This is a genomic window from Lacisediminihabitans sp. (assembly GCF_036569425.1).
Taxonomy (GTDB): domain Bacteria; phylum Actinomycetota; class Actinomycetes; order Actinomycetales; family Microbacteriaceae; genus Lacisediminihabitans.
The window spans coordinates 63980-80429 of record NZ_DATCQQ010000073.1 but is presented as its reverse complement, the minus strand read 5'-3'; the positions used below and the strand labels follow the sequence as shown (position 1 = coordinate 80429).

Sequence of the window (16450 nt, the reverse complement as noted above, 5' to 3'; positions counted from 1 at the left end):
GGCTCGGCACGGCGATCCCGACCTGGCCGGCGACAGCCGCGAGCGTCAGGTCACCGAATCCGGCCGGGCCGCCCGCGTCGACGAGGTCGACGGCCGCGCCGACGATCGCGGCCCGATTGAGCCTGGCCCTAGGCACGAGCGGCCCACTCGCCCGTCGTTGCATCCCGAAGGGTGTCCAGGAACTCGAGCGTGCCCGGCACCGTGACCTCCGGGCGCTGGGCGTGCGGATAGTGGCCGGCATCCTCGACGAGCCTGGGCTGTGCGCCGAGGCTCGCGATCCACTCGCTCTCGGCCGCCGGGTTCGGGTAGTCAGGGTCGAGCGCACCCACGAAGGCCAGCATCGGCGCGGTCACGTCGCCGAGCCGCTCCTCGACCACCGAGTGGTCGAGCTGGAGGGCGAGTTCGCGGAGCGAGCGAAGGCGCCCGGGCTCGGCCAGCATCGAGCGGATCGCCGAGACGTGCTCCTCGAGCCACGGTGCGCGGGTGCCCTTGTTGAGCGACCGGTAGAAGCTCGCCCAGAACGCGCCTCCCCACGGCCGGGCCAGGGCAAGGCGGTAGAGACCACGGGTGGCGGCTCGCGCGAAGGACGAGGAGGGCGCCCCGCGGAGCAGCGGTCCGTAGAAGACGAGCCCGGCGATCGCTCGCGGGTCCTCGGCGGCGGCCCAGGCGGCGGAGGCCGCCCCCATCGAATTGCCGAGCACGACGGCCGGTGCACCGAGCTCGCCGACGAGGGCGAGCAGGTCTTGCCCCGTGGCGATGTCGCCGTGGGTGCGGAACGTGGTGTCGCTCGAGCCGTGGCCCCGGAGGTCCATCACGGCCACGCGGTAGCCGGCGGCGAGCAGCGGTGCGACGAGCTCCCGGTAGGACGAACGGAGGTCGCCCATGCCGGGAATCGCGACCACGAGCGGCCCGGACCCCTCGACGGTGTACGAGACCCGACCCTCGGGGCGGGCCAGGTAGCGAACATTCTGTGCGGTGAAAGTATCCATAGCCATAAAGCTAATAGTATTAGCCTTATGGCGCAAGACCCAGTTTTTCTCTAGTTGTCATCACCCTGGCGCGAGGCGGCGTCCGCATCGGTGAGGTCGTTCTGGGACTGCCCCTGCGCGCTGGCAGCCTGGTCGAGGTCGGTTTGAATGCCGGCGAGGTCGTCGGTCGCGGGGACCGCCGGCGCGGTCGACGGGGAACCGCTCGCCACGGGCCGGGTCGATTCCGCGGACGGGACGGATGCCGGGCCGTCGGCCGCCAGGCGGCCCGCGCACCCGGAGAGCGCGACCACGAGGCCGACAGCCGCGATCGCCGATCGCACACGGGCCGCCGGCATCACTTGAGCGCCGCCAGGATGCTCTTGGCGTCCGCCCGAGCAAGCTTCGCCGCCGCGTGGGCGGAGACGATCGACGCCCGGATCGACGCCATCACGGCGTGGTTCGCGTTGTAGTCCGAGGGGGTCACCGCGAGGGCCTTTGCGGCCGTACCGTCGGCGGCCGCCTTCGCCGCCGCGATCTGCGTTGTCATGTCGACGAGCTTCGCCTGGAGCTCCGGAGTGGACTTCGACGCGTCCTTGCCTGCGAGGGCCGCGGCGAGCTTCGATTCTGCGGTGGTCAGGCGGGGGATCACCGTGTCGGTGAGCGCGTCCGCCGCCGCCGCGAGGTGCGCCTGCGGCAACGCGACCGCGTAGACCCGGTAGCCGGTGAAGATCGACTCGTAGTCGGTGCGGGCGGTCGCGGCATCCGTGTCTGCCGCGATCTTGGCCGCGAGCGACTTCATCGCGGCGAGATCCGCGTTGAGAGTGCCGAGAATCGCCGAACGATCGGCATCGGTGAGCGCCTTGTTGGCCGTGACCTTGGGGATTGCGGCATTCAACGAGGTGATCCTCGCGCTCGTCTTGGCCGCGGCCGAGGCCTGGATGGCGGAGAGCTTCGCCGACCCGCCGGCGGACGAATCGCTCGCCACCGAGTCAGTCGGGGCCGCCGACGCGGCCGGCGACGCCATTGCCGGGACAGCGCCGGCGGCGAGCGCGGCGACGGTGAGGGTGCTGACGAGGGCGACTCGGAAGATCGGTCTCATGATGCGTACTCCAATTCGTGCGGTTGATTCCCGTCGAACGACTCGACTCCGTTACTCTGCCGCGCGAATGTTCGGGCGCAGTGAGCCGGATGTTCGGGGAAGGTAAAGCCGCTCAGACGCCGAGAAAGCCCGTCACGACGAGTTCCCGCACCGCCGGGAGCAGCTCCCGCAGCAGTGCCGTCTCGTCCACCTCGAGGAGTTGCGCGATCGCCGCCGCGATCGCCCGCACGCTGAGCTCGCCGTCGCAAGCTCCCACGAGTGCCGCGAGCGCGGTGTCGAGGGGAACGGACCGCCCGAAACCGCCGCCCTGGCGCAGCGTCATGACGGTGGGGTCCTGGCTGCCCGGCCAGTAGTGGCGTTCCTCCGTCACGTCGCTCGCCACCGTGAGATGGGCGCGCCCCAGCTCGTCGTCGGTGAGCGCAACCTGCCAGTCGTGGGCGGCCAGGCTCGCCGCGAGGTGCGGTCCGAGCCCGGAGCCGATGGGTCCGCCGAGCCGCTCGAGGCGCCGCAGCGTGCGCTTGCCGGCCGGCTTGCGCAGGGTGAGGTAGCCGAATCCCACGCGCGTCACTCCCCGGGCCTCGAAGTCGTCGAGCCAGGCACCGTACAGCCGGTCGAACTCGGGTCCCGGGCGCGTACCGCCGTCGCGGATCCAGGTCTCGGCGTAGAGCGCGGCATCCTGCACCTCCCGCTCGACGACCCAGGCGTCGAGCCCCGTTGCGTCGATCCACTCACCCACCCGCTCGAGGCCGTCGTCCTCGCCGCGGTATTCCCAGTTGCCGAGCAGCTGCGCGACGCCTCCGGGCTCCAGACGGTCGGCGGCACCGGCGATCACCGACGCCACGAGAGCGTCGCCGACGAGGCCGCCGTCCCGGTATTCGTATGCGGGCACCCCGGCCACCCGAGGGGTGATCACGAACGGCGGGTTGGAGACGATGTGGCCGAACTGCTCGGCTGCGACGGGGTCGAAGAGGCTGCCGAGCCGAAACTCGATGTTCGGGATGCCGTTGAGCGCGGCGTTGAACCCCGCGATCTGGATCGCCCGGCCCGAAATGTCGGTCGCTACCACTCGCAGGGCGTGGCGCGCGGCGTGCATCGCCTGGATGCCGCATCCGGTGCCGAGGTCGAGCGCATTCTCCACCCGAGTGCCGATCATGATGCCGCTGAGCGTCGTGGACGCTCCCCCGACGCCGAGCACGTGATCCTCGCGCAGGGGGCCGACGATCGACAGCTCACCGAGATCGCTGGCGATCCACCAGCTCACCACGCCGAGCGAGTCGACGAAACTGTACGGCCGCAGGTCGAGCAGCGCGACGACGGAGTCGCCGTCGCGTCGCACCAGGTCGAGGCCGACCGCCCCCTCCACTCCGAGCGTGGGCAGGGCAGCACCGGCGCGCTCGGCGTCGACAGGCAGCCCGAGCACGAAGAGCGCGGCGAGGGTCGCGAGCGCCTCATCGCCGGGCGCCGGGTCGAGCAGCGCGCGCATCGCCGGCACCCGCTGGCCGCGGTGCAGGGCCGCCGCCGCGGCATCACCCCACAGCGCATCCATCGCGTCGACGGTGAATCGGGCGGCCTCGAGGTCGGCACGGAGGAGGGTAATCGGCTCGGCAGTCACCCTGCAATTCAACTGCACCGCGCGGCGTCCCTCCCCCACTCACCCTCGCCGCCAGTCGCGGGATGGCACGGAACGGGACGGGACGAGGGGCGGCCGGGCTACCGCCGATCACCACGAACACGAGGTCGAAGAAGAGTTCGACCCAGCCGACCGGGCGGTGACGATCGCCATCGTCACGAAGCACCGGACGTTCCCGGGCCCGCCGGTCACTCTGCGGGGCGGATGGGCTCATCATCTTCTCCTCGGGATCGATGGCACCAATCGTAGGCACGAAATGGGTCGTCGGCCGAGGGTGCGGCGATCGGTGCGCGACTACGCTGGAACCACAACCGGCCCGTCGAGGAGATCGTGAAACCGCTCAACGAATCCGACATCCGTTCCAGCATCGTCAACGCCTCTCGGGGCGAGATCGAGCGGATGCCGCTGCCGGGCCTGCACGAGGTGCTCTGGGGCGAGCGCGAATACCTCGGCTGGCGCGACCACCAGGCCCCACTGCGCGGCTATCTCGTGCACTGGATCGACGACCGGCCGGTGGGGATCATGCTTCGGGCCGCGAGCGGGAGCATGCGCCCGGGAATCTCGGCGATGTGCTCGCTCTGCCGCACCCCGCAGCCGTCCGGCCAGGTGACGCTGTTCTCGGCCGCGCGGGCCGGCCAGGCCGGGCGTGACGGCAACACGATCGGCACCTATATCTGCGCGGACCTCGCCTGCTCGCTCATCATTCGCATCATGCCCCCGGCGTCGCCGGGGCAGCCAGACCCGGCCGAGGTAGTGGCCAAGCGAGCGGAAGGGCTGCTCAACCGGGTGCGCTCGTTCACCGCCGACGTGATGAAGCCGGCCTAGCCCGCCGCTTCCGCGTTCGGGCCGACCGCCGCGTCCTAGCCGTTCGGCTTGTTCGCCGCCTTCGTCTTCTTGTCGGCGCGCTTCTCCTTGAGGGACTTCGACGCCGCCGTCTTCGCGGTGGACTTCTTCGGTGACTTATCGGCCATGGTGAGCTCCCTCGCGGCAGGGGCCCGTGCGGCTCCCTGTCTGCCTGAGAATACGCGCTTTGCCCGGGGCACGCACGCCGTGCCGCTTCTGGACGTTGTACAACGCCGCCGATTCCGAGACCATGGAGTGGACCCGATTCCGCTCGACGACGGTGAGGGACGAAGCCGATGCTGCTCGCCACCTGCGCACCCCTGACGCCGAGGCTACCGCGCTGGCCGTCATCGCCAACGGCGGTGTGGTGCTCTTCATCCGTCCGATGGCCGACCTCGGCACCATGGCAGGGATGCGGGACGCGGCCGGCGCGCTTCACGGCGCGTGGCAGCCTGGCCGGCACGAGGGTTTCGCGCGCGTCGGCGAGCCGGGCGCGCCCGTGTGGCACGAGCTGCACACCGACGACTTCGACGCTGCCGTGACGTTCTACGAGAACGTGTTCGGCCGGCGCACCGAGGTATTGGGCGACAGCCCGGAGTTCCGGATGTCGACCCTCGGCTCCGGACCGGACGCCCTCGCCGGGATCTACGACGCGACCACCTGGCCGGCCGGTGCCTCGCGCTGGGTCAACTACTTCGGCGCGGCCGACACCGATGCCGCCGTGCGGCTCGTGTGCGAGCTGGGCGGCACCGTCGCCCTGGACGCGGTGGACACCCCGTTCGGCCGGATGGCCAGGGTCGCCGACTGCACCGGCGCGGCGTTCAGCATCATGTCGGCCTGACCAGCAGACCGATGGCCACGCGCCTGCTCCTGATCTCCGACACGCATGTGCCGACGCGGTCGCGCGTGCTTCCCGACGTTCTCTGGCGGGCCGTTGACGCGGCGGATGTCGTCTTTCACGCGGGAGACTGGGTGGACGTGCGCCTGCTCGACGAACTCGAGGAACGGGCGAAACGGCTGGTTGGCGTGTGGGGCAACAACGACGGGCCGGCAATTCGCGCCCGCCTGCCGGAGATCGCCCGCGTCACTCTCGACGACGTCCGGATCGCTGTGGTGCACGAGAGCGGCGCCGCGGCGGGTCGCGAGGGTCGGCTGGACAGGGAGTTCCCGCGCACCGACCTCCTCGTGTTCGGGCACAGCCACATCCCGTGGGACACGACGACTCCGGGCGGGCTGCGCCTGCTCAACCCGGGCTCGCCCACGGATCGACGGCGCCGGCCCGCGCACACCTTCATGACGGCCGTCCTGGCTGCCGGAGAGCTCCGCGAGGTGGACCTGGTGCGCCTCTGACCCGTGCCCGTCAGGCTGCCGGCGTGTTCTCTCGCGCACGGCGACGCAGCACGATCATCGCGATCCAGCGCCAGCCGAGCAGGAACACCCCGAGCACGATCGTGGCCACGACGACGAAACTGGTCTGCACGCCCTGCCCGCTCAGCACGCGCAGGAGCATGCCCACGACCACCGTGGAGACCCACACTCCCACCCCGATCCAGGCAATCGACACGGGATCTCGCCACGCGCGGGTCGCGATCCAGCCGACCGCGAGACCCGCGACGAACGGCCACAGGGTGCTGAGCGTGCCCAGCAGGTTCTCGCTATGACTCGCGCGGCCGATCAGGACGAAGACGATCACGAGCGCAACGTCGATCGCCCCGTACAGGGTGAGGGAGGGCAGGCCGGGTCTCGTGCGGATCATGCACCAAGCCTATGCCGGGTGCCCAAAGCCCAGAGCCCAGAGCCGGGTGCCGGGTGCCGGGGGCAGTCCCGCCCCGATAGCCCTACCGACTGGGGCCGGGCCCCGATCCGGGCTCCTCGGGGCCGGGCGTCGCGTCATCCGGCACCTCATGCAGCTCCTCGCCGGTGACGGCGCCCACGGCCGTCTGCCCGGGTTCCTTCGGTGGGTGCGCTGGACACTCCCAGCCTCGCGAACCGGTCTGCCCGACGGCACCGCCCTGGGGTGGAGAACGGGTGGAGATTTGGCCGTCCGGGCTCCGACACGCCGCGCGGGCCCTCCGCCACCTGCGTAGTCTGGACCCATGGAATCTGGCAACCGCCTCGGCGAATACTTGCGCGCGAGGCGCGAAATCCTGACTCCAGAGGATGCCGGACTCCCGCAGACGAATCGTCGCCGGGTGCAGGGTCTGCGGCGCGATGAGGCCGCAGCGCTCGCCGGCATCAGCACCGAGTACTACCTGCAGCTCGAGCAGGGCGACGACCTGCACCCGTCGGAGCAGGTGCTCCGCGGCCTGGCCAGGGCGCTCCAACTCGACGAGCACGCCACCGCGCACCTGCACAGCCTCGCCCACCCTGGCAGTGGTCGCCGACGGGCCGCGCCGGAGGCGGAACGCGCGTCAACGAGCATGCAGAACCTCATCGCGTCGTGGACGGACCAGGCCGCATACGTGCAGGGCCGCCTCATGGACGTGCTCGCCGCCAACCCCCTCGCGATGGCCCTCTCGCCGATCTACACACCCGGCGTCAACGGGCTGCGCGCCGCCTTCCTCGATCCGACGATGCGCGAATTCAACCGGGACTGGGACGACATGGTCGCCCGCACCGTGGCTGGACTTCGCGCGCTCGTCGGCCCGGACGTCGACGACCCAGACCTCACCCAGCTCGTCGGCGAGCTCTCGGTGCGCAGCGCGGACTTTCGCCGGCTCTGGGCGAGGCAGGATGTGCGGCCCAAGGCCAGCGGCGTCACGCTGCTGCAGCATCCGATTGTCGGGCCTCTCGACCTGCAGTACGAGAAGCTCGCGATCTCGGGCACCGAGGGGCAGACTCTGGTGATCTTCCATGCTGAACCCGGGTCGGAGTCCGCCGCCGGACTGCGGCGCCTCGCGGCAACGGTACCGGCAACACCGGCGGAGGAGGACGAGCGCGAGCTGACGCCACCGGTGTCGATCGACTCGAAGCGGCGCCAGTTGTGAGCCGAGCGCGACCATGGCGCCGACGGCTGCTGCGTGTGGCGGTGGCAGTCGTGGCCGTTCTCGTGCTCGCGATCGTGGGCGTCGTCACTTGGGCGAACATCGTGATGGCCGGCGACCGCTCAGCCGCCCTCCTGGCCTGGCGAAATCCGGCCGTCTAGATCTCGTCGATCTCGATCTTCCGGCCGATCACGCGAAGCGCGATCTCCTCGGCGTCGATCGCCGCCAGCACGGCCCGCACGGCGTTCTCCTGGTAGCGTCCGTCGGCCCGCGCCGAGAGCACCGCCTCGCGCTCGGCGACGATCATCGACAGCCGAAGCCGGCCGAATGCCGCCGGAGACGACTCGTCGCCGACCGGCGTCGGGTTCTCCAGCTCGTCGTTGTAGAGCGCGGCATCCGCCCGCAGGCGCCGGAGCACCGCCTCGCTGTCGGAGTCGGAGGCCTCGGCGTCGAGCCGGAAGATCCCGGCGCTGCGTGCCTCGGCCATGAGCATCTGGGCCTCCGTGCGCTCCTGGGCGCTGTTGGGCGGAGGGAGCTTCAGCCGTCGGATCATCCACGGCAGCGCGAGGCCCTGGAGGAGCGTGCCGACGACCACCGCAAAGGCGAGGAACTGCAGGAACGGCCGCTGGGGAGTCTCTTCGGGCAGAAGGAACACGGCGGCGAGCGTGACGACACCGCGGATGCCGGAGAATCCGACGGCGAAGGTGTTCTTCCAGCTCCAGCCGCGATCGCGAAACCGCTTCGGTCCGATGGTGAAGCGCAGGGTCGAGAGCAGCACCCAGACGAACCGGGCGAGCAGGAGGAAGCCGAGCATCGCGAGGCTGATCCCCACCGTCTGCCAGACACCGATGCCGGAACTCGCGGTAGCGGTCGTGATCGAGTACAGGTTCAGACCGATGAAGAGGAACACCGAATTCTCGAGCATGAAGCGGATGGTGCGCCAGTTGAGCGACTCCGCGATGCGCGCCTCGGCCGACTGCACCACGGGAGCCTTCTGCCCGACGATGAGTCCCGCGGTCACGACGGCGAGCACCCCGGAGCCGTGCAGCAACTGCGCCGGGATGAAGGCGACGAACGGCGTCACAAGGGAGAGGCAGGTGTCGAGCACCGGCGCCTTGAGCCGCGTGCGAATACCCGAGAGCGCCAACCCGACGGCGACGCCGAAGGCGATCCCCACGATCACGGCAAGCGCAAAGTCTCCGGCGACCGCCCACGGGTTGAGCACTCCGACGATGGCGGTGATCGAGGCCGAGAGCGCCACGAGAGCCGTCGCGTCGTTGAAGAGGCTCTCGCCCTCGATGATCGTCACGAGCCGGCGCGGAAGCTTGAGGCGCCCGGCGATCGCAGTGACGGCCACGGCATCCGTGGGGGCGACGACGGCGGCGAAGGCGAATCCGGTCGCGAGGGTGATGGCCGGAACGATGAGCCAGGTGAAGAAGCCCACCGTGACGACCGTGAAGATCACGAGGCCCACCGAGAGGGCGAGGATGCTGTCGCCGCGAGCCCGCACGTCGATGATCGAGGTGCGGATGGCTGCGGCGAACAGGAGCGGAGGCAGCAGGCCGTAGAGCACCAGGTCGGGCTCGAGGTGGACCTGGGGCACCCCGGGTATGAAGGAGACGATCGCGCCGACCGCGACGAGGCTGATCGGCGCCGACCAGCCGACCCGGCGGGACAGTCCGGTGACGGTGACGGTCACCAGGACGAAGGAGACAATCCAGATAATGGTGACCACGGAATCCATGAAAGCCCTTCAGTCGCAACAGAGTCGAGAGTAGACGACGCCCGGCCGTCGCGGCGAGCCGTCGGGCCACAGGACCTTCGACCTCGCCCGTCGCACAGTCGCGACTAGCCTGTGGCGCATGGAAATGCAGCGATTCGCCTCGGCCGGCCTCCTCCTGGTGGGATTCGTCAACCTCGTCTCGTCCGTCGCCGGGGGCGCCGGCGTGCTCGTCACGAACGGCCTCGGAATGCCGATGTCCTGGCTCGATGGCACGCCTTTCGACTCGTACCTGTGGCCGGGCGTGATCCTGCTCGCGGTGGTGGGCGGCGCACAGGCCCTGGCGGTGCTGCTGCAACTGCGCAGGAGCAGGTTCGCCTACGCGGCGGCCGCCGTCGCGGGCTTCGGGATGATCATCTGGATCTACGTCGAGGTCACCATCCGGCCGTTCTTCCACTGGCTGCAGCCCACCTTCTTCGCGACGGGAACCGTCCAGGTGGCTCTCGCTCTCGTCGCCCTCGGGGCGCTTCCCGCCCGCACCCAGCACAATTCCGGCCGGGGCGCGTAAGAATCTCCGAGTGACGAGAGCAGCCATCAGCAGAATCGAGCCGGGACCCGGCCAGGAATCGGTATCGGACTATCCCCGCCCGCCCCGGGTGGAGCCGACCACCGAACGGGTTGTGATCCGATTCGGCGGCGAGACCATCGTGGACACCACCGACGCCGTGCGCGTGCTCGAGACGAGCCATCCGCCGGTGTACTACCTGCCTCGCTCTGCCCTCGCCCCCGGGTCGCTCGTGCCGGCGCGCGGCGCGAGTTTCTGCGAGTTCACGGGCGAACCGGGCACGCTCGGCTGGTGATCTCGCGGTCAGCGGCGCCGCACGGGAGACTGCGGCGATTGCGGGTGAGCACGAAGGCGACGGCACCGGTGGATGCCGCGCCGATGGCGAGCGTGAGGCCGAGCCAGAGCACCAGTGGCAAGAGTTCGTTCATGGTGTGCCAGGCGGCCGGGCCGAGGCGCGCGGCAGGGAGGGTGCCGTGGTGTGCCTCCGGATTGCGACAATCACAGGGCCAGTTTTGTACATCTTGCCTCGTTATATACGTCATGTTGCATAAATCCGATCGCGCGGTCGCTCGTGCGTCGCGTGCCCGACCGCGCGACAGTCGGTAGCATCCAAGGGGCAATCGATTCACGGGGGAAGAAGATGGCACGCACGGTGGCGGATATCGCCGTTCCCGACCTCACCGGCACCTTCGCGGTGATCACCGGGGCCAACAGCGGGCTCGGATTCGGCCTCGCCGGCCGCTTCGCCCAGGCCGGCGCCGAGGTCGTACTCGCGGTGCGCAACCGGCAGCGCGGAGTCGATGCCATCGCCCGCCTGCGCGCCGCGGTGCCTGGGGCACAGCTCAGCATCCTCGACGTCGACCTCTCCTCGCTCGCAAGCATCGCGGCGGCTGGAAGGCGGCTCACCACCTTCGGCCGGCCGATCGACTTCCTGCTCAACAACGCCGGACTCATGATGCCGCCGACCCGCCAGGAGACCGCGGATGGACTCGAGCTGCAGTTCGAGAGCAATCACCTCGGGCACTTCGCTCTCACGGCCCACCTGCTGCCACTCCTTCGCGCGGCGCCGGCGCCGCGCGTGCTCAGCCTGAGCAGCATTCTCGCGCGGTCCGGACGACTCGACTGGAACGACCTCCAGAGCGAGCGGCACTACCGCCCCCAGCGGTCGTACGGCCTCTCCAAACTCGCGACGCTCATGTTCGCCCGGGAACTCCAACGCCGGAGCATCGAAGGCGGCTGGGGCGTCCGGAGCACCGCGGCTCACCCCGGCGCCACGATCACCAATCTGCAGGTGACCGGCCCGACGCTCGGCGGATCAGGGTCGAAGGCGCTGCAATCCCTCAACGAGGCGAGTCACCGCATCCGCTGGCTCTGGCAAGAGGTGCCCCAGGGCATCCTGCCGGCGCTCTACGCGTCGACGAGCCCCGACGCGGCGGGCGGCGGCTACTACGGCCCGGGCGGATTCGCCGAGCTCACCGGCGCACCGGCGCCCGCGAGGGTTCCGCGGCGCGCGCGCAGCGCGGCCGACGCCGCGCGTCTCTGGCGCCTGTCGGAGGAACTCTCGTCCGTGGCCTACCCCACGGACTGAGGCTCGGGCGCCGCGCTACTTCTTGAGCGCCCTGATGATGTGCGACAGCGCCTTGCCCGCGACGAGGGCGAGGGGGATCGACACCGCCATCAACGCCACGAGGTTGGGCTGGAATCTCGGGCCGTTGATGCCGCCCGTGTAGACCCCGATCGGGATCGTGGCCCCGCCGCCGCCACCGCCGCCGGCCTCGCGGGCCTCGCCACCCTCGTCGCTACCACCACCGAACCCGAACCAGACGAGCGCGACCGGCACGACCTCCGCTCCGTCGATCGTCACCTTCTCGCCATAACTCGCCCTGATTCCCAGGGAGGTGACCAGTTTTCCGATTGATTCCACCAGATACGCCATGCAGCCGACCCTAGTCCGATACCGGCGGCGGGTTAAGGCCAAAAGGCCCGAACCCTACGCCGCGAGCGGCACCCGGGTATGACCTCGCCGACCGCGGCGGGCTACCTCGGCGAGGTGGACGCCGGGCCGCCGACGCGGAAACTCGCGCCCTTGTGCTCGGTCGGCAGGTGGTCGCCCCGGCCGTGCAGCTTGTTGCGCAGGGTCCCCTCCGCGTAAGCGTCGGGGTAGACGCCCCTCGCCCGCAGCACGGGGATCACGAACTCGACGACATCCTCGAAGGTGCCCGGCGTGATCGCGTAGGCCAGATTGAAGCCGTCAACATCGGTCTCGTTCACCCACTCCTCGAGCTGGTCGGCGATCTCCTCACCCGAGCCGACGATGAACGGGCCAAGCCCGCCGATGGCCCCGAGTCGCGCGATGTCGCGCACCTTCCACTCGCTGCCGTCCTCGTTGGCCTTCTGGAAGTTGGCCACCGTCGACTGGATGGCGTTGCTCTTGACGTTGCCGATCGGCTCGTCGAGGTCGTACTGGGAGAGGTCGATGCCCATCCAGCCCGACATGAACACCAGGGCGCCCTCCTCGCTGGCGTAGGTGAGGTAGTCGGCGTGCTTGGCCTTCGCCTTCTCGGTGGTCTCGTCGGTGATGATCGTGAGGAGCGTGTAGATCTTCGCGGAGTAGCGGTCGCGCCCGGCGGCCTCGAGGGCATCCCGGATCTTCTTCACCGTCTCCTTGAGCCCCGCCTTCGTCGAAGCGGCGACGAAGATCGCCTCCGCGTTGCCTGCCGCGAACGCGATGCCCCTGGGGCTCGCGCCGGCCTGGTAGATCACGGGCGTGCGCTGGGTCGACGGCTCGGAGAGGTGGATGCCCGGAACCGTGAAGTTCTTGCCCTTGTGGCCGATCTCGTGCACCTTGCTCGGGTCGGTGAACACCCCGGTCTCGCGGTTGCGGATGACGGCGTCGTCCTCCCAGGATCCCTCCCACAGCTTGTAGAGCACCTCGAGGTACTCGTCGGCGACGTCGTAGCGGTCGTCGTGCTCGAGCTGGTCCTCGTGGCCCATGTTGCGCGCCGCCGACGGAAGGTAGCCGGTGACGACGTTCCAGCCGACACGCCCGTTGGTGAGGTGGTCGAGCGTGGACATGCGCCGGGCGAACGGGTACGGATGCTCGTAGGCGGTTCCCGCCGTGATGCCGAAGCCGAGGTGGTCGGTGACGAGCGCCATCGCCGAGACGAGGAGCACCGGATCGTTGACGGGCACCTGGGCACCGTGACGGATCGCGGCCTCGTTGGATCCGCCGTAGACGTCATAGGTGCCGAGCACGTCGGCGATGAAGATTCCGTCGAATGTACCCTGCTCGAGAAGCTTGGCGAGCTCCGTCCAGTACGTGAGGTCCTTGTAGCGCCAGGACTGGTCGTCGGGGTGGCGCCACATTCCGGAGGACTGGTGCGCGACGCAGTTCATGTCGAAGGCATTGAAACGAATCTGGCGCTGCGGGTTCTGGGTGGGCATGGAACCATCGTTACGGGCGCGCGGCCGAAAGTGCAGCGGGGGGTGCAATATGGGGTAACAGTAGCGGCGCGCGAAACGCCGCGGGAAGGGATCGACATGCCTCTGGCCGGAGAATACCAACGGGGAACCGCGGACTGGGCGTCGCGCCAGGTCGACCTGTACGAGAGCTCGGGCGGCACGGAGGGCACGACGCTTCGCGGAATGCCCGTCGTCGTGCTCACGACCGTCGGCGCGAAGAGCGGCAAACTGCGCAAGACGCCGCTCATGCGGGTGGAACACGACGGGGAGTACGCGGTCGTCGCCTCCCTCGGTGGCGCTCCCAAGCATCCGGTCTGGTACTTCAACCTGCTGGCCAACCCTCTGGTGGAGCTGCAGGACGGGCCGGTCACCCGCGACTTCGTCGCCCGCGAGCTCTCGGGCGACGAGCGGTCGACCTGGTGGGACCGCGCGGTCGCGGCCTACCCGGACTACGCGTCGTACCAGGAGGGCACGTCACGCCGCATCCCGGTGTTCGTGCTTACGTCGGTCGCGGACGACCCGGCCTGAACAGCTCCGGTCAGCGAGCGGAGACGGACTGCAACAGTTCGTCCATGCGCTCGAATCCCTCGGTGACTCCGCCCTCCATGCCGCCGGCCACCATGGCGTCCCGGTCCTCGACCGACTGGTAGACGGCGTGGGTCCTCACCCTGGTACGCCCGCCGAGGTCGTCGAAGTCCACTGACTCGAGGCTCACGTGCCCCGGAGCACCGTCGAACTCGAAGGTCCACAGGATGTGCTCGCCCGGTGTGACGTCGTGGAACACGCCGTGGAATCCGAACTCGGTACCGTCGGCGTCGCGGTTGAGAAAGGCCCAGGATCCCCCGGGGCGAAGGTCCCACGCGGTCAGCTCCATGCTGAGCCGCCGCGGGCCCATCCACTGGGTGACGAGTGCCGGATCGGTGTATGCCCGATAGACCTGCTCGCGGGGGGCGTCGAACTCGCGCACGATGTCGACGAACGGCATGCCCGGCTGGGCGCTGATGGTCGTGGGGTTGGTCATGATTCCTTCTCCTTCAGGCTGTCGAGAACGGTGTCGAGACGGCGGTACTGCCGCTCGGCGATGAGCCGATAGGTGTCGAGCCAGGCGGTGAGCGACTCGAGGGCCGCTGGGGCGAGGTGGCACGGCCGACGCTGGCCATCCCGGGTGCGTGTGATGAGGCCGGCGGCCTCGAGCACCTGGATGTGCCTCGACACGGCCTGCTTGCTGATGGCAAACGGCTCGGCGAGCTCATTCACGGTCGCCTCGCCCCTCGAGAGGCGCGCGATCAGGCTGCGCCGCACCGGGTCGGCGAGGGCCAGGAATGCCCGGTCGAGTCGGGTCTCGCTTTCGTCCAAACTAATCAACCTATCTGTTTATCAACCACTTGATTGATTACGACAATCTACCACGGGACCGCGCCGATTTCACGAGTCGGATATCGGTGGAATAGATCGGATGTCGGTGGAATAAAGCAGGCTGTCAGAGCGCTCGACTTAGCAACGCCCTTAGTCACCACAGCCACCTCTCACCCCAGCCACCTCTCGACACCCTCACTTCTTCCGACGGGACCTCCTGATGACCGAAACTTCCGTTTCCCTCACCGCTTCAGAAACGCCGCGCGAGGCCCAGTCGCTTGACGCGCGCAACCGACTCGTGATCACCCTGCTGCTGATCTCCACCTTCGTGGTGATCCTGAACGAGACCATCATGGGCGTGGCGTTGCCGAGCCTCATGAGGGACCTCGGCATCCCGGCGAGCTCGGCTCAGTGGCTCACCGCGGCCTTCATGCTCACCATGGCCGTCGTGATCCCGATCACCGGCTTCCTGCTGCAGCGGTTCAACACGCGGCCCCTGTTCATCACGGCGATGAGCCTGTTCAGCGCCGGGACCCTCATCGCCGCCGCCTCCCCCGGCTTCGAGGTGCTCCTGCTTGCCCGGATCGTGCAGGCGACGGGCACGGCGATCATGTTCCCGCTCCTCATCACGACCGTCATCACCCTGGTGCCGCCGGCCACCCGCGGGCGCATGATGGGCAACATCTCCATCGTCATCTCGGTCGCGCCGGCCATCGGCCCCACCATCTCCGGGCTCATCCTCACCGTGCTCGACTGGCGCTGGATGTTCATCATCGTGCTGCCGATCGCGATCGCCTCCCTCATCGTCGGCGGCACCCTCATGAAGAACGTGACCGTGCCGCGCAAGACGCGCGTCGACTCGCTCTCGGTGATCCTCTCCGCCGTCGGCTTCGGCGGTCTCGTCTACGGACTCAGCACGGTCAGCACTGCGACCAGCCCGCTGCAATCCTGGCTGCCGCTCGGCATCGGTCTCGTCTCTCTCACCGTGTTCGTGCTGCGCCAGCTTCGGCTCCAACGCGACGACCGGGCACTGCTCGACCTGCGCACCTTCACCTCGAGCACCTTCACCTTCTCGATCGTGATGTTCTCGATCAGCATGATGGCGCTCTTCGGCACCCTGATCCTGCTGCCCATCTATATGCAGACGGTGCTCGGAATCGACACGCTCACCGCCGGCCTCCTCCTTCTGCCCGGCGGCCTCATCATGGGTCTTCTCGCTCCGTGGGTCGGTCGCATCTACGACCGCATCGGCCCGACCGCGCTGCTCGTCACCGGCTCGGTCATCGTGAGCGCCGTGCTCTGGTCGATGACGCTGCTCGGCGCCAACTCCTCGATCTGGATGGTGCTCGCCGCGCACGTCACCCTGAGCATCGGTCTCGCGCTGCTCTTCACCCCGCTGTTCACCGCGAGCCTCGCGGCGGTGCGCCCGCAGCTCTACTCCCACGGCAGTGCGATCGTCGGCACGGTGCAGCAGCTCGCCGGCGCGGCCGGCACCGCCCTGTTCGTGTCGGTGATGTCATCCCAGGCCGTGCGGCGCCTCGCCGAGGGCTCGACCCAGGCGCAGGCGACGGCCTCAGGAGTGCACACCGCACTGCTCTACGGGGCGGCGATCTCGGTGTTCGCGATCCCCGCGGCGTTCTTCATCCGCAAGACCGCGCTTCCCGAAGGCGCAGAGGCGATTCCGTCCAGTCACTGACCCGTGCGGCGCGAATCTTAGAGAAATCTTCGATACGTGCTGCGTACTTAAGCACATAAGTCAAATTCGAGTTCACAGCAACGCTCGTTACAGTTGACGACGGCCCACCCCCCAAATGAGGGGTAGC

General features: G+C 69.1%; 20 protein-coding genes and 1 pseudogene. 10 read left to right on the top strand and 11 right to left on the bottom strand.

The genetic code is table 11. From position 1 onward, the window contains the following. Positions 1–128: 128 nt before the first annotated feature. The 4 genes from VIM54_RS12485 to VIM54_RS12470 all read right to left on the bottom strand — a co-directional run bounded on the left by VIM54_RS12485 (position 129) and on the right by VIM54_RS12470 (position 3679). Positions 129–989 (bottom strand): alpha/beta hydrolase, encoded by an 861-nt coding sequence (locus VIM54_RS12485; protein ID WP_331901761.1) that lies wholly within the window; start codon positions 987–989, stop codon positions 129–131. Positions 990–1039: 50 nt separating this feature from the next. Continuing rightward, positions 1040–1324, bottom strand: a complete 285-nt coding sequence (locus tag VIM54_RS12480) for a hypothetical protein (protein WP_331901760.1) — start codon at positions 1322–1324, stop codon at positions 1040–1042. Beyond that, positions 1324–2067: a hypothetical protein gene (locus VIM54_RS12475; RefSeq protein ID WP_331901759.1), complete on the bottom strand. Its 744-nt coding sequence runs from the start codon at positions 2065–2067 to the stop codon at positions 1324–1326. Before VIM54_RS12475 ends, VIM54_RS12480 begins: the two co-directional genes overlap by 1 nt. A gap of 112 nt (positions 2068–2179) precedes the next feature. After that, positions 2180–3679, bottom strand: coding sequence for a DUF7059 domain-containing protein (locus VIM54_RS12470; protein WP_331901757.1), 1500 nt, complete (start codon positions 3677–3679; stop codon positions 2180–2182). A 348-nt stretch (positions 3680–4027) separates the two neighbouring features. On the opposite strand from VIM54_RS12470, the gene VIM54_RS12465 reads away from it, so the two are divergent. From VIM54_RS12465 to VIM54_RS12455, 3 genes are all read left to right on the top strand, one after another. Beyond that, positions 4028–4522 carry an FBP domain-containing protein gene (locus tag VIM54_RS12465; protein WP_331901755.1) on the top strand — a complete coding sequence of 165 codons (495 nt, stop codon included), beginning with the start codon at positions 4028–4030 and terminating at the stop codon, positions 4520–4522. 205 nt (positions 4523–4727) lie between these two features. Then, positions 4728–5381, top strand: coding sequence for a VOC family protein (locus VIM54_RS12460; protein WP_331901753.1), 654 nt, complete (start codon positions 4728–4730; stop codon positions 5379–5381). Positions 5382–5392: 11 nt separating this feature from the next. Further along, positions 5393–5890, top strand: a complete 498-nt coding sequence (locus VIM54_RS12455; protein ID WP_331901752.1) for a metallophosphoesterase — start codon at positions 5393–5395, stop codon at positions 5888–5890. A gap of 10 nt (positions 5891–5900) precedes the next feature. Here VIM54_RS12455 and VIM54_RS12450 read toward each other — a convergent pair whose 3' ends face one another. Next, positions 5901–6296 (bottom strand): DUF3054 domain-containing protein, encoded by a 396-nt coding sequence (locus VIM54_RS12450; RefSeq protein ID WP_331901751.1) that lies wholly within the window; start codon positions 6294–6296, stop codon positions 5901–5903. Between the two features lie 340 nt (positions 6297–6636). Here VIM54_RS12450 and VIM54_RS12445 point away from each other — a divergent pair, with 340 nt between their 5' ends. After that, the gene (locus tag VIM54_RS12445; protein ID WP_331901750.1) at positions 6637–7527 is read left to right on the top strand and encodes a helix-turn-helix transcriptional regulator; all 891 of its coding nucleotides are present in this window, start codon (positions 6637–6639) and stop codon (positions 7525–7527) included. 35 nt (positions 7528–7562) lie between these two features. Further along, a complete protein-coding gene (locus VIM54_RS12440) occupies positions 7563–7685 on the top strand; it encodes a hypothetical protein (protein ID WP_331901749.1) in 123 nt (40 codons plus the stop codon). Here the strand turns inward: VIM54_RS12440 and VIM54_RS12435 are convergent. Beyond that, the gene (locus tag VIM54_RS12435; RefSeq protein WP_331901748.1) at positions 7682–9268 is read right to left on the bottom strand and encodes a sodium:proton antiporter; all 1587 of its coding nucleotides are present in this window, start codon (positions 9266–9268) and stop codon (positions 7682–7684) included. The two genes, VIM54_RS12440 and VIM54_RS12435, sit on opposite strands and share 4 nt — an antisense overlap. Positions 9269–9386: 118 nt before the next feature. Here VIM54_RS12435 and VIM54_RS12430 point away from each other — a divergent pair, with 118 nt between their 5' ends. Together VIM54_RS12430 and VIM54_RS12425 are read left to right on the top strand one after the other, a co-directional pair. After that, positions 9387–9812 carry a hypothetical protein gene (locus VIM54_RS12430; RefSeq protein ID WP_331901747.1) on the top strand — a complete coding sequence of 142 codons (426 nt, stop codon included), beginning with the start codon at positions 9387–9389 and terminating at the stop codon, positions 9810–9812. A 10-nt stretch (positions 9813–9822) separates the two neighbouring features. After that, a pseudogene (locus VIM54_RS12425) lies at positions 9823–10080 on the top strand (DUF427 domain-containing protein); the annotation flags it as partial. On the opposite strand, the gene VIM54_RS12420 reads toward VIM54_RS12425, so the two are convergent. Continuing rightward, positions 10073–10237, bottom strand: a complete 165-nt coding sequence (locus VIM54_RS12420) for a hypothetical protein (protein WP_331901746.1) — start codon at positions 10235–10237, stop codon at positions 10073–10075. The pseudogene VIM54_RS12425 and the gene VIM54_RS12420 overlap by 8 nt on opposite strands. 212 nt (positions 10238–10449) lie before the next feature. Between VIM54_RS12420 and VIM54_RS12415 the strand changes: the two genes are divergently transcribed. Further along, positions 10450–11397: an SDR family oxidoreductase gene (locus tag VIM54_RS12415; RefSeq protein WP_331901744.1), complete on the top strand. Its 948-nt coding sequence runs from the start codon at positions 10450–10452 to the stop codon at positions 11395–11397. Between the two features lie 15 nt (positions 11398–11412). Here the strand turns inward: VIM54_RS12415 and VIM54_RS12410 are convergent, their stop codons facing one another. Both VIM54_RS12410 and VIM54_RS12405 read right to left on the bottom strand, forming a co-directional pair. Then, positions 11413–11733, bottom strand: a complete 321-nt coding sequence (locus VIM54_RS12410) for a hypothetical protein (protein ID WP_331901742.1) — start codon at positions 11731–11733, stop codon at positions 11413–11415. A 113-nt stretch (positions 11734–11846) separates the two neighbouring features. Continuing rightward, positions 11847–13253 (bottom strand): LLM class flavin-dependent oxidoreductase, encoded by a 1407-nt coding sequence (locus VIM54_RS12405; RefSeq protein ID WP_331901741.1) that lies wholly within the window; start codon positions 13251–13253, stop codon positions 11847–11849. Between the two features lie 96 nt (positions 13254–13349). Between VIM54_RS12405 and VIM54_RS12400 the strand changes: the two genes are divergently transcribed. Beyond that, on the top strand, positions 13350–13799 hold the full coding sequence (locus VIM54_RS12400; protein WP_331901739.1) for a nitroreductase family deazaflavin-dependent oxidoreductase: 450 nt from the start codon (positions 13350–13352) through the stop codon (positions 13797–13799). Positions 13800–13809: 10 nt separating this feature from the next. Here the strand turns inward: VIM54_RS12400 and VIM54_RS12395 are convergent, their stop codons facing one another. Together VIM54_RS12395 and VIM54_RS12390 are read right to left on the bottom strand one after the other, a co-directional pair. Next, complete coding sequence (locus VIM54_RS12395) at positions 13810–14292, bottom strand: SRPBCC family protein (RefSeq protein WP_331901737.1); 483 nt, start codon at positions 14290–14292, stop codon at positions 13810–13812. After that, positions 14289–14627, bottom strand: a complete 339-nt coding sequence (locus VIM54_RS12390; protein ID WP_331901735.1) for a metalloregulator ArsR/SmtB family transcription factor — start codon at positions 14625–14627, stop codon at positions 14289–14291. Before VIM54_RS12390 ends, VIM54_RS12395 begins: the two co-directional genes overlap by 4 nt. Before the next feature lie 220 nt (positions 14628–14847). Here VIM54_RS12390 and VIM54_RS12385 point away from each other — a divergent pair, with 220 nt between their 5' ends. Beyond that, entirely contained in the window at positions 14848–16323 is a 1476-nt protein-coding gene (locus VIM54_RS12385) for a DHA2 family efflux MFS transporter permease subunit (RefSeq protein WP_331901733.1), read from the top strand. The last annotated feature ends 127 nt before the right edge of the window (positions 16324–16450 follow it).

Excerpts from the sequence above, each read along its gene's own strand:
- VIM54_RS12485 (WP_331901761.1), bottom strand. The coding sequence starts at position 989 with ATGGATACTTTCACCGCACAGAATGTTCGCTACCTGGCCCGCCCCGAG.
- VIM54_RS12415 (WP_331901744.1), top strand. The coding sequence starts at position 10,450 with ATGGCACGCACGGTGGCGGATATCGCCGTTCCCGACCTCACCGGCACC.
- VIM54_RS12435 (WP_331901748.1), bottom strand. The coding sequence starts at position 9,268 with ATGGATTCCGTGGTCACCATTATCTGGATTGTCTCCTTCGTCCTGGTG.
- VIM54_RS12455 (WP_331901752.1), top strand. The coding sequence starts at position 5,393 with ATGGCCACGCGCCTGCTCCTGATCTCCGACACGCATGTGCCGACGCGG.
- VIM54_RS12400 (WP_331901739.1), top strand. The coding sequence starts at position 13,350 with ATGCCTCTGGCCGGAGAATACCAACGGGGAACCGCGGACTGGGCGTCG.
- VIM54_RS12405 (WP_331901741.1), bottom strand. The coding sequence starts at position 13,253 with ATGCCCACCCAGAACCCGCAGCGCCAGATTCGTTTCAATGCCTTCGAC.
- VIM54_RS12385 (WP_331901733.1), top strand. The coding sequence starts at position 14,848 with ATGACCGAAACTTCCGTTTCCCTCACCGCTTCAGAAACGCCGCGCGAG.
- VIM54_RS12395 (WP_331901737.1), bottom strand. The coding sequence starts at position 14,292 with ATGACCAACCCCACGACCATCAGCGCCCAGCCGGGCATGCCGTTCGTC.
- VIM54_RS12480 (WP_331901760.1), bottom strand. The coding sequence starts at position 1,324 with ATGCCGGCGGCCCGTGTGCGATCGGCGATCGCGGCTGTCGGCCTCGTG.
- VIM54_RS12420 (WP_331901746.1), bottom strand. The coding sequence starts at position 10,237 with ATGAACGAACTCTTGCCACTGGTGCTCTGGCTCGGCCTCACGCTCGCC.
- VIM54_RS12475 (WP_331901759.1), bottom strand. The coding sequence starts at position 2,067 with ATGAGACCGATCTTCCGAGTCGCCCTCGTCAGCACCCTCACCGTCGCC.
- VIM54_RS12430 (WP_331901747.1), top strand. The coding sequence starts at position 9,387 with ATGGAAATGCAGCGATTCGCCTCGGCCGGCCTCCTCCTGGTGGGATTC.
- VIM54_RS12445 (WP_331901750.1), top strand. The coding sequence starts at position 6,637 with ATGGAATCTGGCAACCGCCTCGGCGAATACTTGCGCGCGAGGCGCGAA.
- VIM54_RS12450 (WP_331901751.1), bottom strand. The coding sequence starts at position 6,296 with ATGATCCGCACGAGACCCGGCCTGCCCTCCCTCACCCTGTACGGGGCG.